Below are 16,379 nucleotides of genomic sequence, written 5' to 3'. Positions count from 1 at the left end.
AAAAGAGTGGTGGAAACCACCACTCTGAAAATTTAAAACTATTTGCTTATTAAAAAGCGTATTGTACCCATCCCTGAGTCCAATCACCATTAACGAAAGCCCCTTTGTTTGAACCACTAAAATCAAGAATATCAAAGAATGGACTTGATGCTCCGAAAGTATTAGCCGATCCATTGAAAATTGAATTGGTGTTGTTAACTGATCCTGCAGGTGTAACAGCAGCTGTAAATCCGCTAAATCCGGAATTATTAACTGAAGACCATGCTGCATTAGTATCTCCGTCGAATACTAAGCCATGAGTAAATCCGGTAATAACTACATTATTCAATGTAATCTCCCCACCTCTTCTGATTCTAGCACCATATTTGTAAAGTGCAGCATCACCTGTATTATTAACACCATAAACACTTACATTATTTAATGTAGGGTGCGTCTTAGGCAATAATCCAAAGCTTGCATCTTCTGCTTGAGAATTGTTATCTAATTCGATACCGTTAGAATCTGGTTTTCCACTACTTTGGCTGTGAGTGGAGTTTTTGTCCGCGATTACAACAGCATTTGTAATTGTTCCTGTAAAACCATTATCAAAGTCTAATCCGTCATCATCTGCAGCAAATGAAACTAAATTAGAAGCATTAACTGTTCCTCCAAAGAATTCGAAAGAGTCGTCTCTACCATAAGAAACCTGGATATGATCTAAAGTAGTACCGTTACCCACACCACCACAAGTAAGACCATTGATTTCGTTGTCAGGAGAAAGATTATAACCTGCATATTCGATTCTTACATATTTTAAAATACCTGAGTTATCTGCAGCGTTTGTACCTAAATCACCTCCGAATTTATATTTATCATCAGAGCTAGGAAGTCCTTCAATTGTTTTTTTAACATTGGCAGGTGCATTTCCTAATAAGATAATACCGCCAAAATCTCCTGGAGTTGCAGTAGTAGAAGCATCATTATCCAACAATCTATAACTTGTGAATATGATTGGGTTTTGTTCAGTTCCAGTTGCATTAATCTTAGCTCCTCTTAGAACAATAAGAGCAGAAACAGTACCTTGTTTTCCTTTAACGAAAGTACCTGGCTGAATAGTTAAAGTAACCCCTGGAGCAACATCAACTTGTCCGTCAAGTTCCCAAACTTTGTCACTTGTCCATGTAGTATTAGAAGTGATAGTACCACTTACTGTTTGTACCGCAGCAGGAAAACCTGTGTAGTCAGCAGTTGTAGACTGCATTTTAAAATTGTCTTGTTCTGCTATTCCCTCACGGCTACAAGAGTTTAACATTAATGCTGCAACTGAGGCAGTTAAAAAAAGTTTTTTCATATTAATTGATTTTTTTACTTTTGCCATCTTTAGAAGAATTTCAATTTGGTGGGGAGCAATTGGTTACAGCATGGCAAATATTCTGTTCCCTCTTTGCTCTCTGCTTTTTTTACTTTCTACAGAGCGAAAGCTTCTTTGCCCCTGCAATATGTGATGAGTTTCTGTTATACTATAATGTGATTGGTTCTTACTTGAAAACTCCATACTATGCAGTGGTAAAAGAATATTTTAGAAATTATATGTGAAGCTTAAAGAAAACCTTCTACCAGTAAAAGCTTTATAACGTATGACATCTCCTTGATCATAATTTTCACTATATCCATCTTTTAATACTAAATGTTTTCGTTCAAAAATAGGATTACCCAATCTAGGGTCTGGCTTGTTTGGTTCATTTTTTACCTCAGCATCGTATTGATAGCTTGGAAGGTTATTATAGAATAGAACTTGTTCATTAAATAAATTCGAAATATTCAAAACAATTTCTAACTGCTTATTTTTCATTAATTTATAACTAATCTGAGCGTCTACTTTACCATAAGGATTCTGCATTTCAGAATATCTCATTTCTTGCCCGACCAATGTATATTTTCTACCTGTTTTATTATACAAAACATTTATTCCTAACCTATCTGCATAATATCCTAATCCAAGATTAAAAGCATAAGGAGCTTGCCCATATAAAGGACGATTATCTCTATATATGATTTCTTTACTTACCGCTTCTCCTCTATCATTTATCTCAAAAGGTTTTCCATTTTCATCTATTGTTGTACTACCATAAGCATCCACTTTACTCTTATTCAGTGATAGATTACCTGTAAATTTCAAGTTCCGAAGCCACTCTGTAATAAATCCAAAATTTTTCTGTACATCAAACTCAACCCCATATACCTGAGCTTTATGAGAATTTCTCAATGAAAATTCACTCTTATTTGTTGCTGTCAGGAAGTTATACATCTCGATCGGATCTGCAATATCTCTGTAATAGAGTCCTGCTGATAAGACATCCCCTGCTTCAGGATACCATTCAACCTTAAAATCGTAACCATTAGTTATTGAAGATTTAACTGGGCTATTCCATATATAGGCAGAGTAAACAGGATCGTAATATGAGAAGCGATTTCTTTCTGCAAATTGAGGTCTGGAAACAGTTCTGGCATAAGCTAAACGGAAATTAAAATTATTCCATGGTGAATAGGTAAAGTTAACTGAAGGAAGATATTGCCATTTTTTTTCTTCAGGCTGTTTTAGGCTATTGTTTACCCCTATACGGCCATCATTGGGATTCGATATTTCTTTATACTCATAATATTCAGCTCTAAGCCCCCACACAATACGAAATTTATCAAAACGATTATCAAACATTGCAAAAGGTGAATGCTGGAATACTTTACCTTCATATTTCATATTTCCGGCAAAAGTTGGAACCCAAGCAAGACCATCTTTATTAAAGTATTTAGGATTTTGTTTTTCTGCAGCCGATAAAAACCTTAATTCAGGATTCAGGTTTTGTGAAACATGATATAATCCAGCTTCAAAATAGTCTTGAGTTGCATTTTTTGTTGCTCCAAAATAGCCTGCTTTAAATATCTGATTTGCATTTCCTATTTTAAATGGAAAAGTCAAGGATGCATTCCAATTCCAGTCTATTCCTTTATAATCATAATTCCCTCTTCCAAATGGAAAACGTCCTAATGTTCCAATATCATCAAGAGCAGGTGAATAAATCACTTCATTATTGATTCTATCCACAAAATAAAGAAGATAAGTAACATCTTTCTGATTTCTATTGATCTCAGTACGGGCTATGTTCCAATCTAACTTTACACGTCCTATTTGATGCTGGCCATCTATTTTATTTTGTAATAAATCTGTAAAAAGAGGTCTATTAACTTCTTCTATATATGGATCGCTTTTACTAGGCTCACTATCATTATTCCATCCCTTTACTTGAGTAAAATCATTATTAAAAATCTTAGTATATAAATTACGAATAGATATTCTATTTTTCCCGAATTGTATACCTGCATTCAACAATCCTCCCCATGTGGTATTAAAATTATAGGTAGCTCCTTGATTAGCATATTTTCTATTCACATGATCATTGGATACATTATCACCTAACCCTTGCAACCAGCCTCCTCTGGTCATTTGATCAATTTGCTCTTTCTCTTGTCTATTCCTATATGATATGGATGCAATAATCCCTAATTTATTGTCATTATTTTTATTTAGCTTAAATATTCTACCAGCTGACATCTGGTAATTTATTCCCAGTGGTGTTCCATAAGTATATGTAGTAAAATTATCATTTACAAATAGCTTAGATTGCTCATATAGATATGGATTATTAGCAGCATCCTTTCCCCCTATTTCATTTGACAGCTCAGTGATAGTTTTCACACTAGCTTTTGGCAAATCTCTCCTTCCATCATCAACCCCAAAATAATCATGTTTTCCAATTTTACGACCAAGTTGTTGTTTAAACGTACTGAGATCATTATAAGATGAACCCATTGTAAAATTGAAAAAATTTTGTTCCGGAATATCTTTCGTGTTGATTTGCACAAAACCTCCAGTAAAATTTGCATTCATATCTGGCGTTGGAGTTTTGCTAATTACAATATTATCAATCAAATTAGCCGGAACTAAATCGAATGAAAATGTTTTTTTATTTGGATCTGTACTTGGTTGTGTTATTCCATCCAATGCAGTTTCATTCCAGCGCTCACCCATTCCTCTAACTACAACATACTTATTATCCATCATCGTAATTCCTGTCACTCTGTTCAAAGCATCTGCAGCATTATTATCTGGTGTTTTGGATATTTGCTCAGCAGAAATTCCATCAGATACTTCAGCCGCTTTTTTCTGTCTTACCAATAACCCATTTATCGTATTCTGTTTTTTAGCTGCTGAAATTGTTACTTCTTTTATAACACGTTCATCTTTACCTATTGGGCTAAGACTAAGGGAAACCTGATTGGTCTCGCTATTTTTTACAATAACATCATCCAATATTGTAGTACTGTAACCTTTTGCCTTTATTGTAAGTGTATATTGCCCTTCCGGTAATTCTATGGAAAAATCTCCGTTATTACCTGTTACAATAGTTATCCCTTCAGGATTAACACTTATTACAGCTCCTGCAAGCGGAGCACCTACTTCATCTAATATTTTTCCGGAGACCCTTCCTTTTCCAAGAGATTGATTTCTTTGTACAATCATAAAGGAACTCTCTCCTAATGGACGGTAAGTAAATGCTGTACCGGACAAAGATTTACGGATAAGTTGTTCAGCAGATTTGGAGTCCCCCTCCACAGACGGGGCATTGGTATTTTGCAACATAGCATTATCAAATGCGATGTTACGGCCTGTTTGCAGGCTAATTTTTTGTAACCTTGTCGTCAGATTTTCTGATGCAAAACTAATGCTTTGCGCTGGCAGAAAACCTACTAAGCTAATGCCGGCTAGTAGCAGTATGCTTTTCAGGTTAACAATACTCTGGTAGTTCTTTTTCATTTTTACTTAACAGATTTATTTTTTTTATTTTCAGATTCATCAGTTTCTGTTTTATGAGAGAAAATAATTTGTTTCCCCTGTTTTTTATACTGCAGTTGGTAAATACCGCAAATAGCATCTAATATATTCTGCAGGCTTTCATCATTCCTGAAACTCGCGTTAAGGCGGATATTATCCATATTGAATGTTGAGATAAGTGTTACCCCATATTTCATTTTTACACGCATGGCAACTTCCTGGAATCCCGCATTGGAAAACACAAGATCACCTGTACGCCATGATGCTGTACGATCTGCATCGGCTTCATTTACACGCGAAGTTTTATTACGCTGATCATAGATTAGTCTTTCATTTTTTTCGAAAACACCATATACATGCTTCGCATCAGAAATCTGAACCTTACCAGTCCTCACCGTGACAATACTCTCTCCGAGTGCCTTATAGGATTTGATATTAAATGAAGTTCCTAAAACGGTTGTTTTAAGATTTTGATAATGAACAATAAATGGCTTTTTAGGATTTTTAGTCACAGAAAAGAAAGCTTCCCCCTCTTCTAACCATACTTCACGAAGTTTGTCATTGAATTTTGCCTTGTTATAAGCTACTCTTGTAGCATTATTAATGAATACCTCACTACCATCCGGAAGTACTATTTTTTTAATTTCATTTTTAGCGGTAGAAAATATTGCTCTTTCGCTTTCTGAAGATTTATTTAGCTTGAAGAAAAGAAATCCTAATGCAAAAATGAAAACAACAGATGCTGCCACAGCATAAGATCTGATAGCAATTTGTCTTTGTCTGTTGGTTCTTACACTAATTTGTATTTTCTGAGAAAGCTGCTTCCATATCAAATCCTTTTCTCTACTCTCATCAGATGTAATTTCTGTTTCTTTATCCAGTAAATTCTCTATTAATTCCTTCTCCTTAGGTAGCAACTTATCTTCCCTTTCCAGAAGGCGGAAGAAAAAAGCTGTTATCTTTTCTGTTGTAAATTTCATAAATAAGTTTTCGATAGTATATCGTATCAAAAACCAATTTGTCCTTTAACCTTTTTGGTTCTTTTTCAGCAGCATCTTTTTTTCCTGAACAATAATTAATATTATATAACATTGATTAATAATTATTTACATGGAATTAAAGTTTACATTTTTTTTCATTATATCAATTAAATTAATAATGTATTAATAGATTGTTCACGAAAACTTAATCCATTTACCCATAAATTTGAAGCAGTGAAAACAGAGACTGACATAGCTCTTTTGGAAAGAGTAAAACGCAAAGACCAGCAGGCCTTTCGTATGTTGTATAACAGATATTTTACACTGTTATTCAGGAGAGTTTATGCCAAAATTAAAAATGAAGAAATCGCACGGGACATTCTTCAGGAAACCTGGATGAAAGTATGGGAAGAGCCGGATTTTATCCTGAAAAAGGAGATACAACTAAATGCTTTTCTCCTAAAACATTGCGATTACCGTATTCTGGATTATTTTCGCAACCTTAAATATAAAACTGAATTTTCTGAGGAAAATTATCCGGAGATATCTGATGATGAATATCTGGAAATACTGGATACATTTGATACAAAAGAATTGTTGCAAAAAATACAGGCAATTATAGACCAGCTTACCACAACCGAAAAACAGGTTTTCGAACTTCGAATGCTGAAAAGAAAGTCTGTTGAAGAAACAGCAAGAATATTAAATATAAGTGAAAAAACGGTCAGAAATTATCTTTCGTCTACTCTGAGTGAAGTAAGGAAACAACTAAAAAAGCATTATAAGGCTTCACGTTACGTTGCAGCAATATTCTATATAGAGCTATTTCTAAATAAATAAAACCGACTGAAATATCAGTCGGTTTTATATTATATTTTATTAAGTAAGGCCTAACCTTGCTTATATAAATCTTCTCTGTAATAAGGGTTGTTGTCTTCCGTATCAGAGTGGTATTCATTATCTTTATTATTTCCTAATGGAGCTACCAATATCCAGCACCAGTATACGAAATATCCACATGCTACTATGAATAGAATCCAGTTAAGAACATTTCCGAAGGTATCGTAAAACCCGAATGACCATTTGAAAACTTTGCTCAAGAATAACCAAAAAGACGTCATTATTTCTTTATTTTAATATTAACTTTGTCGCAAATTTAATAAAAATGTTCCGATTACTGTCTAAACAAACCAATATTTTTTCAATTCCGGCCTATTTGGTTTGTCTGCTGGTTTTCATATCCCTGTTTAATATACTGAATTTCAATTTACTAAATATAATTTCCAGTATTATTGCTTTTATGGGAATAGCTTTGGGATATTTCCTTTTTAACAATATAGGACTGAACAGAAACACTCATTTACCTCTTTTTATATATACCATATTAGTATTTAGTTTCTATTTCGGAGATGTAAGTTTCCCTTTGGCATTTACCATTCTTACTGCCAATCTTTCTACGCTGATACTAATAAGTAACAACGAAAAAATAGGAAAAAGATCCTATTTTCTTGTAGGTTGTCTTATGGGATTCATGTATGTTGTGATGCCACAAACATGGCCTCTCATTATATTTATTATACTGCACATTTTTGCTACTTCGGGCAATATTTCGGCTAATCTTTTCCGACTATTCTTTGGGATATTCCTATTGTTTGTAAATTACGCCGGATTATATTATTTACTGGATATTCCCGATTATTACACAAGACTTATTCCGTATGTATCGGATAAAATGATCGCCAATATAGAGCCTCTGATATTTCTCTCTCCTGTTTTACTGTTTCTGCTATACAGTATTTATGATCATTTTGTACATTTTTCTAAGAAAAGCCCTTCCAGTAAGTTTCGTTATACATTACTACTGGTTTATTCGCTAAGTATATTGATTATTCTTATATTTTATATGGGAACCCAATACGAATTCCTCTTACTCATTGCTTTTCCGGTAAGTGTTATTACCAGCAGAGGGCTTCGTTTTATATCCAAATACTGGGTAAAGGAAGTTATATTATGGGGTATTATTATTTTTGCATTGCTTTTCAAGCTTGCTTATTATTTTTAAAAACAGATTATGATTCAGATAGACGATAAAATTATTTCAGAAGATGTATTTGCAGAAAACTTTGTCTGCAATCTTAGCAAATGTAAAGGAATATGCTGTGTGGACGGAGATGCCGGAGCACCGTTGGACCAAGATGAAACAGAAATTCTTGCAGAAATCTACCCAAAAATTAAAGACTACTTACGCCCTGAAGGCGCTGCAGCTATAGATGCTCAGGGTACCCACGTTGTTGATGTAGATGGAGACCTTGTTACACCTTTGGTACACGGAAAAGAATGTGCATATGTTATCTTTGATGAAAAGGGATATACCAAATGTGGTATTGAAAAAGCTTATGAAGATGGCGTAATCGATTATCAGAAGCCTATTTCTTGTCACTTGTATCCTATCCGGGTAACAAAATACTCTACTTTCGACGCATTGAATTATGATGTTTGGAAGATTTGTGCTGATGCCTGTACACTTGGTGATGAACTAAAAGTGAGTGTTTACCAGTTCCTGAAAAAACCTCTGATCCGAAAATATGGTGAAGAGTTTTACAGTACCCTAACCGATGCTGCAGTGGCATGGAAACAGGAATTCAATAAATAAATATAAAGAAGCGGGAAAATGGTTTTCCCGCTTCTTTTTTATTCTATCTCTAAAACCAGCTTTTTCCCGTTGGTTTTATTCTCTTCCATTAAATTAAAAGCTGCCATAAGATTTTCTGCAGACAACTTTCCGAGATTTAAAACCTCTTGCAGATACCAATTCTCTTTACTTCCTAAAACAGAAGAAACTTCATTCAAAATTTCTCCGTATTTAAAGTGCAATTCAGGTTCTGCATAACGGGCAACATTCATAATTATTGCCGCTTTCTGAAACAGTATGTAATTGGCTTCTTCAGTTCGCAAATTGGTAATATCTACAAACAGACCTTCTCTTTTCAGGGAATTAGCACCTATTTCCGTCATTTTACCGCCAATACAATCAATTACAATATCATAAAGACCATTATTCTGTGTCAGTATTATTCTATCCAGATCAGGCTGCTTATAAGAAACGATTTGCTCTTTGGACAACTCTTGCTTCATTAATTCACCTATACTATAATCATTTCCGGCAGTAGCTATAATCTTATGGTATCCAAAATGATGCAATACATTAATTAATGCTTTCCCAACGCTGCCTGATGCTCCCAGGATTAGTACCGATGATTCTTTTGGCAATTTTAGTCTGGACACTGCCTGCCAGGCTGTGACATAGGCAATTGGAAGAGCTGTAACCTGTTCAAAACTTAATTCTTTAGGTTTATGCGCTAATATCTCCTCAGAAACTACAACATATTCTGCAAAGGCTCCATTACTCCCCATACTGCCAACAGCCAGAAAAACCTCCTCTCCCTTTTTAAAGTTTTTCACCTTATTTCCGGTTTCCTCTATTATACCTGCCAGCTCACGTCCAAGAATATCTGAGCTCATAATTCTTGCTTCATTCTTTCCCTGAAACATTTGCAAATCTATCGGATTAACGGCAACTGCTTTAACTTTTATAAGAATCTGACTATCATTTTTAATTTCAGGTTTAGAATAAGTACTATCATTAACCAATCTATTCTCTCCTTGTAGAGAAACGAGTTTTACTGCATTCATAAATTTTATTTTTATGTAAATTTAGCCGGTGTAAGATGTCAAAAGCAATAGACTTACCCGGAAGAAAGTATATGGGAAACATTAAAAAAAATGGTAATATAAGAGAAGCATCCTGCGACGAGGAGCTGCGTGCAATGCGGGATTGTTTATTTGTAATAGGAGGAAAGTGGAAACTTCTGATTCTGCGGTATCTTGCTAACAGACAACACCTAGAATTAAATTACACTAAGATTCTTCAGGATATAAGTGGCATTTCGCCTAAAGTTCTCATCAAAGAATTAAAAGATCTGGAGCAAAACCAATTAATATGCCGCAAACAGAACAATGATAAAGTTCCAAAAGTCTTCTATAGTATTAGTGAATATGGCAAAACAGTTATTCCGTTGACGGAGAATATTGTTCAGTGGGGTTTGGATCACAGAAGCAAAATAACAGAATAAAAAAACTCCGCTTAATAGCGGAGTTCGTATAAATAGAAAAACAACATCAATTATTTTTTCAATTCTTCCATAAATTGGTCGTGAGAGATTACCTCTTCTTTCTTACCTCCTTTTTCAAGGATAGTATCTTTCAATTTAGCCATTGCTACTTCAGAAGAAATTTGTCTTACTTGCTCTTGATCTTTTAGCATTTCAACAGCATATTTCTGAACTTCCTCGTCAGAAAGGTGGTGAATACCATAGATCGCTAATTGGTTTCTTACCAATTGCTCGGATTGTGCTAAAATATCTGCATAGTCAATTTTAACATCATTATCATTCATTAGTTTACCTTCGATGATCTGATATTTCAACTGAGCTTTTTCATTTTCAAGAATTTCTTTAGCCTGCTCCTCTGACTGGATGTTCTGGTTGTTGAACATTAACCACTTGATTAAGAAAGTTTCAGGAAGCTGGATTTCTTCTTTTTCAACGATTTGCTCCAACATTTTGTTCACATAGTGTACGTCTGCATTTTGTTGGAAGTATTCGTCTAATTCTTCTTTTACTTTGTTCTTAAGTTCTTCTTCAGACTTAATGTTATCGTTACCATAAACTTTATCGAAAAGCTCTTGATTTAATTCAGCTAAATCTAAAGAATAGATTTCTTTTACTGTAACTTTTACTTCATTGTGGTGAAGGTGCTCTACCTCTCCCTGAGCGAATCCTAATTCTTTTGCTAAAGTTTCATCTTTCTGAAGATCTTCTTTAGTTACAATAACGCTTTCATCAACTTTTTTACCTTTAATTACAGCGTAAACTTCTTTGTTATCTTTGTTAATTGTAACATTTTTAGGTGCATGGTGGTGCTCACCTTCAGCATCTTCTTCTACAACCTGCTCAATTTGTAAAGCAATGTAAGAGTCTTTGTTCATTTTGTCTTGAGGTACACGTTCAGCAAATCTCTTCTGCATGTTCTCAATACTCTGGTTGATCTCCTTTTCAGAAGCTTCCACTTTGTAATGAGGAGCTTCATATTTAGCAAGATCAATCGTAATTTGAGGCTCGTAACCAACTTCAAAAGATACAGTTACGTTATCATTATTATAATCTAACTCTTCTACCGGCTGTGGCACAGGTTGCCCAACAAGTCTAAGGTTATTTTCATTAATATAATTGTTTAAAGCATCGGAAACCTGTTTGTTGATTTCTTCATAAGCTACCCCTGCTTCATATTGTCTACGAATAAGACTTAAAGGAGCTTTACCTTTTCTAAAACCCGGAATGTTTGCATTTTTAGCATAGTTAAGCAAAGTTTTTTCAACTTTCTCTTTATAATCAGACTTATCCAGTGTCACTGTAAGTAATGCACTTACTTCATCGTGATTTTTATTCGTAATCTTCATTAATTGAAATTTTTAGACGGCAAAAATAAGAAATATTTACTTTATTAAAAAGCCTCGTTTTATTTAGGATGCTTTTTTGTGAAAATTTTATGAATTGACTAAAAATCGTATTCCAAAGCTATACTCAAATATAGTCCGACCCACGATTCTTTTACATCTGTATTTCTTACATAGCATAGAAAACTGTTGTGAACTTTATTAAAAAGTATCTTCAGAAGTTCAAGCACCTACAATAAGGAGCCACTATTTACACAAGAAAAATTTAAAACAATTTTCAAAAATTGCGAATTGCTATCGGAATAAGTAAATTTGTGGAAAATAATATAATACAAGTAAAAATGGATAAAATCCAACTCGATACTATTCCTGAAGCTATAGAACACTTACGCCAAGGGAAAATGATCGTCGTAGTAGACGATGAAGATCGTGAAAATGAAGGAGACCTTATTGGCGCTGCCGATCTGGTAACCCCGGAAATGATAAACTTTATGACGGTGCACGCTCGTGGACTAGTTTGTGTTCCTCTTCCTGAAAAAAGATGTGATGAGCTGGGTCTGGATATTATGGTAAGCCGCAGCAGTGATCCAAAAGAAACCGCTTTTACGGTTTCTATCGACCTTTTAGGCAACGGAAATTCTACAGGAATTTCTGCAGGCGATCGTTCCAGAACTATACAGGCTATGATGGATCCTAATACTAAACCGTCTGATTTTATGCGTCCGGGACATATTTTCCCTTTACGTGCTAAGGAAGGTGGTGTATTAAAACGTGCTGGACATACTGAGGCCTCAATAGATCTTACAAGATTAGCAGGTCTGAACGAAGGTGGTGTCATCTGTGAAATTATGAATGAGGACGGCAGTATGGCAAGACTCCCGGAGCTAAAGAAATTTTCGGAAAAACATGATCTGAAAATAGTCTCTATCGAAGATCTTATTCAGTATCGTATGAAGCAGGGAGATCTTGTAGAAAGAATTGAAGAACAGGCTATTCAGACGTATTTTGGAGATTTCAATTTTTATGCATACAAAGAAAGACATACTGACCAAATTCATTATGCGATAACAAAAGGAAAATGGGCAGATAAGGAACCTGTATTGATCCGCGTACAATCCAGTAGTGCTTACTTCGATATATTTACCCGTTTAGCTAACGGTGAAAAGCCTTTAATGGAAAAAGCAATCCAGATGATTAATGCTGAAGGAAAAGGTGCCATTGTTTTTATCAATAATGTATCAGATTCAGAAAAAACAATGAACAAACTTCAACAGTTTTTAGCTTATCAGTCCGGAGCTCAGGGCAAACCGACAATAAGAGCCAACTATAAGGATTATGGTATTGGTATCCAGATTCTGAAAGATTTAGGAATTAACAATCTAAAGGTTCTTACTCAGAGCCCTGACCAAAGGCCAATTGTAAGTGGTTACGATGTGGAGGTTAGCGAACTGGTAGAGCTAACAGTATAAAACAAAAAGTCCGGCAATAAAGATAATTGCCGGACTTTTTTATTTACTAATAAACCTATATGTTTCTATACTAAGTTTTATATCGTTTATTTTATAAAAGCATCTACACTTTGGAAATTTCCTTCCGGATAATAAGTATTTGAGAAATTATTATTAACAGAAGGCTCATTAGTCCACCTCCTGATAACCTGCTCGGTGATAAGGTCTTTCTTCATTACTTTTTCAGTTTCGCCTTTGAAATAATAAAAAGGAGATTTGTTCAACTCAGGAAACATCTTTTCCGCTTGTTCTTTATTAGATATATTCTTTTCAAAAAAAGCACGATCCGAAGCAAGAGCTGTGATTATAGCTTTTCTGCCCTCTTTTTTTAGTAAAGAATAAGACTCTTCTCCCAAAACAGAATAAGGAACCGCCATCACTTCGTTTATCGGATTAACAAATACAGTATCTGCTACAATTTTCTCAACCCTATATGCCGTATAATATGTTTTTCTTCCCTGACTACCAGAAAATCCGGAAACTTTACGAAACAATAAACTTCCTGTAGTAACATCCTGTATCTCCTGTTTCATTTTCCAGCTACTATAAAAATATAATCCGCCAGCCAACACTATTATCCCAATCAGAGAAAATGCAAAAATTTCTTTAAATTTCATAACAAGCCTAAACTATTTTAATATCTGTGAAGCTTTGAAATCCATTTAGAAAATCTTTCAATGTCATTCTCTTTTTACCTTCCAGTTGTAATTCTTCAGGATAGTAGATTCCATCATGTGTATAAACAGCAAAACTATTTTTGTCAATTTCAATCTGCCCTGCAGATTTATCATGCTGCTTTTTTTCGAATTTACCTTTAAATACTTTTAACGTTTTAGGCTGTCCTGAAATTTCAATAGTTGTAAATGCAGCCGGATAAGGAGACATACCACGGATAAAATTATATACAACTTCTACATCATTCTCCCAGTTGATCCGAGTATCTTCTTTGAATATTTTATAGGCTGTTTTAGGGTTTTCTACTTGTGGTTGAGGCTTTTCTTCTATAATCCCTTCTGCAAGACCATCCAGGGTCTTTACAACTAATCCAGCACCTATATCCATAAGTCTGTCGTGGAGCTGCCCAGCGTCCTCATCGAAAGGTACATCTGTTTCTTCTTGCAAAAGAATATGCCCTTCATCTATTTTTTCGTTGATAAAGAAACTTGTTACTCCTGTTTTCTTTTCTCCATTAATTACCGCATAATTAATAGGTGCTGCACCTCTGTAATCAGGCAACAGAGATCCATGTAGATTGAAAGTACCAAGGCGTGGCATAGAGAATAATACTTTTGGCATCATTCTGAAGGCTACAACTACAAATATATCTGCATGAAGGTTTTCTATTTCTTTCAAAAATTCCGGATTACGTAGTTTTTCAGGCTGAAATACAGGAAGCTGATGGTCTACAGCATATTTTTTCACAGGAGACTCATTAATTTTCTGTCCTCTGCCACTAGCTTTATCTGCTACAGTAACTACACCTACAACTTCATGATTACTATTATGAATTGCTTGTAAGGAGGCTCTAGCAAAATCCGGTGTTCCGAAAAAAACAACTTTTAGTTTATTCATTTATAGTGTATAAGTTTTATAATTCAACATTCTGACCTGGCCTTTGTCTAACAAAATTTTCAGGTGTTCCAATAGTTCATCTTTGGGATAAAATTTCAGATGAACAGCTAATTCATCCAAAGTCATTGGAGACCGCATAAGGGCTTCAAAAATAATTTTTTTGTACTCTCTGTCGCTGGTCCTCATTTTGCTTGTAAGGCAATAACTGCATTTCCCGCAGTTCTGTGTTTCTTTTTCTCCAAAATAAGAGAGAATAAGTCTCATTTTGCAATAGGAAGTATCATTTATAAAATATTTCATTTCTTCCCATTTCTGCATTTTATTTTTTTGTATGCTGGCAAATAGATTCCAGTATCTGTTTTGTAGTTCTTTATCATTTCGTGGGACCAGAAACCTTATTCCTGCTGAATTACCATCAAAATAATCTACTAATCCCTTTTCATGTAATTCCTTTAGTCGCACCCGTATTGTCTGCTCATCAACATTCATTTTATCGGTAAGCTTTTTTTCCCGAAAATAGGTACGATGAGTTGCTACTCCATCTAATGCACGGGATAATTTTTCTACGAAGAAACTGTCTTTCTTTCCTAAGCTCTCAACTTCTGAGATATCAAATTTTAATTCCAATGATGACATTCCTTTGGATTCTTTCAGATAAATAATTTCCTGATTATGAAGAAACCGAAGAATAGATACTATTTTAGGACGGGAAATTTTGGTGAGTTTCTGAATCTTATTGGTTTGAATTTCAAAGAAACCCTCAGGAAGTTCATGTTCTGCAACCTGGCAGAAGGAATAGACATAGGAACAAACTCTTTGGTAATCGGTTTTACTGGCTAACTGGCTTCTCATTAAATCATCGATCTGAGTAAGCTCGCTCTTATTCCAAAGTAGAATAGTTTCTGCATTTTGGCCATTTCTACCAGCACGACCTATTTCCTGATAATAATTCTCAATAGACGGGGATGGAGAAAGATGTATTACAAATCCTACATTATCTTTGTCAATACCCATTCCGAATGCATTGGTGGAAACAAGCGTATAATTATTTTTACTAAGCCAATAATTCTGACGTATCTGCTTTTCTTTTACCGGTAAACCTGCATGATAATAATCTACCTGCTCTATACCACTAATCTTTAACCAATTACTCAGGTATTCCGCTTCCTTCCTAGTTCTTACATAGATAAGACCCGATTTTTCATTACTTCTGAGATAATACAGAATATGATTATACTTATCTGAAAGCTCTCTCAGCTGGATATAAAGATTATCTCTCCTGTAAGACTTTTTGAAAATATTTGTCTTTTTGAAGTCCAGTTTTTGCTGAATTTCCTGCATCACTTTAACAGAAGCAGTCGCCGTTAATGCCAGACACGGAAGATATGGATACATCTGTCTGAAATCCTTTATATTCTGATAACTCGGGCGAAAATCACTACCCCATTCCGAAATACAATGAGCTTCGTCTACAGCAATAAGCGAGATTTTGGCATCCGCAATATTTTCCAGAAAATTCCTGTTGGATAATCTTTCCGGGGAAACATAAAGCAGCTTATATTCTTCATTTTTTAAATTCTGATAAATAAGTTCTTCTTGTTCATCATCGAATTCGGAACTAAGATAAGCAGCAGGAATACCTCTTAGATTAAGCTCATGAACCTGCTCTTTCATTAAAGCCAGAAGCGGAGATATTACTATTGTAGCACCTTCTAAAAGCAAAGATGGTAATTGGTAACATAAAGATTTCCCTCCTCCTGTAGGTAGTAAAGCTAATGTATCATTGGAGGATAAGACAGACCGGATAATTTCTTTTTGCTGATCTCTAAAATGGTCATAACCCCAAAATTGCTTAAGGGTTTGATCTAAAATCTGTTCATTATAGGACCGGCTCGGAATCATCGGGTAAAATTAAAGCTTTTCAAGGGTATTAA

At 34.7% G+C, this 16,379-nt stretch carries 14 protein-coding genes; 5 read left to right on the top strand and 9 right to left on the bottom strand.

The annotated features are described in order from the left end of the window. Positions 1-49: 49 nt before the first annotated feature. The 3 genes from BAZ10_RS10550 to BAZ10_RS10535 form a co-directional block, all read right to left on the bottom strand. Complete coding sequence (locus tag BAZ10_RS10550) at positions 50-1,330, bottom strand: hypothetical protein (RefSeq protein ID WP_245803795.1); 1,281 nt, start codon at positions 1,328-1,330, stop codon at positions 50-52. A gap of 228 nt (positions 1,331-1,558) precedes the next feature. Further along, entirely contained in the window at positions 1,559-4,852 is a 3,294-nt protein-coding gene (locus tag BAZ10_RS10540) for a TonB-dependent receptor (RefSeq protein ID WP_078772018.1), read from the bottom strand. A 2-nt stretch (positions 4,853-4,854) separates the two neighbouring features. Beyond that, entirely contained in the window at positions 4,855-5,850 is a 996-nt protein-coding gene (locus BAZ10_RS10535; RefSeq protein WP_078772017.1) for a FecR family protein, read from the bottom strand. 234 nt (positions 5,851-6,084) lie between these two features. On the opposite strand from BAZ10_RS10535, the gene BAZ10_RS10530 reads away from it, so the two are divergent. After that, positions 6,085-6,690, top strand: coding sequence for an RNA polymerase sigma factor (locus BAZ10_RS10530; RefSeq protein WP_245803794.1), 606 nt, complete (start codon positions 6,085-6,087; stop codon positions 6,688-6,690). A gap of 50 nt (positions 6,691-6,740) precedes the next feature. Here the strand turns inward: BAZ10_RS10530 and BAZ10_RS10525 are convergent, their stop codons facing one another. Next, positions 6,741-6,971 (bottom strand): hypothetical protein, encoded by a 231-nt coding sequence (locus BAZ10_RS10525; RefSeq protein ID WP_078772016.1) that lies wholly within the window; start codon positions 6,969-6,971, stop codon positions 6,741-6,743. A 44-nt stretch (positions 6,972-7,015) separates the two neighbouring features. On the opposite strand from BAZ10_RS10525, the gene BAZ10_RS10520 reads away from it, so the two are divergent. Both BAZ10_RS10520 and BAZ10_RS10515 read left to right on the top strand, forming a co-directional pair. Then, positions 7,016-7,912, top strand: coding sequence for a DUF6427 family protein (locus tag BAZ10_RS10520; protein WP_078772015.1), 897 nt, complete (start codon positions 7,016-7,018; stop codon positions 7,910-7,912). A 9-nt stretch (positions 7,913-7,921) separates the two neighbouring features. After that, positions 7,922-8,503 carry a DUF3109 family protein gene (locus tag BAZ10_RS10515; protein WP_078772014.1) on the top strand — a complete coding sequence of 194 codons (582 nt, stop codon included), beginning with the start codon at positions 7,922-7,924 and terminating at the stop codon, positions 8,501-8,503. Positions 8,504-8,541: 38 nt separating this feature from the next. Here BAZ10_RS10515 and BAZ10_RS10510 read toward each other — a convergent pair whose 3' ends face one another. Further along, positions 8,542-9,543 (bottom strand): quinone oxidoreductase family protein, encoded by a 1,002-nt coding sequence (locus tag BAZ10_RS10510; protein WP_078772013.1) that lies wholly within the window; start codon positions 9,541-9,543, stop codon positions 8,542-8,544. Between the two features lie 35 nt (positions 9,544-9,578). Here BAZ10_RS10510 and BAZ10_RS10505 point away from each other — a divergent pair, with 35 nt between their 5' ends. After that, positions 9,579-9,983: a winged helix-turn-helix transcriptional regulator gene (locus tag BAZ10_RS10505; RefSeq protein WP_078772012.1), complete on the top strand. Its 405-nt coding sequence runs from the start codon at positions 9,579-9,581 to the stop codon at positions 9,981-9,983. Positions 9,984-10,033: 50 nt separating this feature from the next. Here the strand turns inward: BAZ10_RS10505 and BAZ10_RS10500 are convergent, their stop codons facing one another. Beyond that, positions 10,034-11,368, bottom strand: coding sequence for a trigger factor (locus tag BAZ10_RS10500; protein ID WP_078772011.1), 1,335 nt, complete (start codon positions 11,366-11,368; stop codon positions 10,034-10,036). 338 nt (positions 11,369-11,706) lie between these two features. Here BAZ10_RS10500 and ribB point away from each other — a divergent pair, with 338 nt between their 5' ends. Continuing rightward, positions 11,707-12,834, top strand: a complete 1,128-nt coding sequence (gene ribB / locus BAZ10_RS10495; RefSeq protein WP_078772010.1) for a 3,4-dihydroxy-2-butanone-4-phosphate synthase — start codon at positions 11,707-11,709, stop codon at positions 12,832-12,834. 86 nt (positions 12,835-12,920) lie between these two features. On the opposite strand, the gene BAZ10_RS10490 is transcribed toward ribB, so the two are convergent. Genes BAZ10_RS10490 through BAZ10_RS10480 form a run of 3 tightly spaced genes read right to left on the bottom strand, consistent with a single transcriptional unit; the run spans position 12,921 to position 16,347 of the window. Beyond that, positions 12,921-13,490, bottom strand: coding sequence for a histidine kinase (locus BAZ10_RS10490; RefSeq protein WP_078772009.1), 570 nt, complete (start codon positions 13,488-13,490; stop codon positions 12,921-12,923). A 7-nt stretch (positions 13,491-13,497) separates the two neighbouring features. After that, positions 13,498-14,445, bottom strand: coding sequence for a methionyl-tRNA formyltransferase (gene fmt, locus BAZ10_RS10485; RefSeq protein ID WP_078772008.1), 948 nt, complete (start codon positions 14,443-14,445; stop codon positions 13,498-13,500). Further along, positions 14,446-16,347 carry a RecQ family ATP-dependent DNA helicase gene (locus tag BAZ10_RS10480; RefSeq protein WP_078772007.1) on the bottom strand — a complete coding sequence of 634 codons (1,902 nt, stop codon included), beginning with the start codon at positions 16,345-16,347 and terminating at the stop codon, positions 14,446-14,448. Between the last annotated feature and the right edge of the window lie 32 nt (positions 16,348-16,379).

Origin of the sequence: Elizabethkingia occulta (assembly GCF_002023715.1) — a bacterium.
GTDB classification, from domain to species: Bacteria; Bacteroidota; Bacteroidia; order Flavobacteriales; family Weeksellaceae; genus Elizabethkingia; species Elizabethkingia occulta.
The sequence above is the reverse complement of the archived record's forward strand: the minus strand, read 5'-3'. Positions and strand labels throughout refer to the sequence as shown.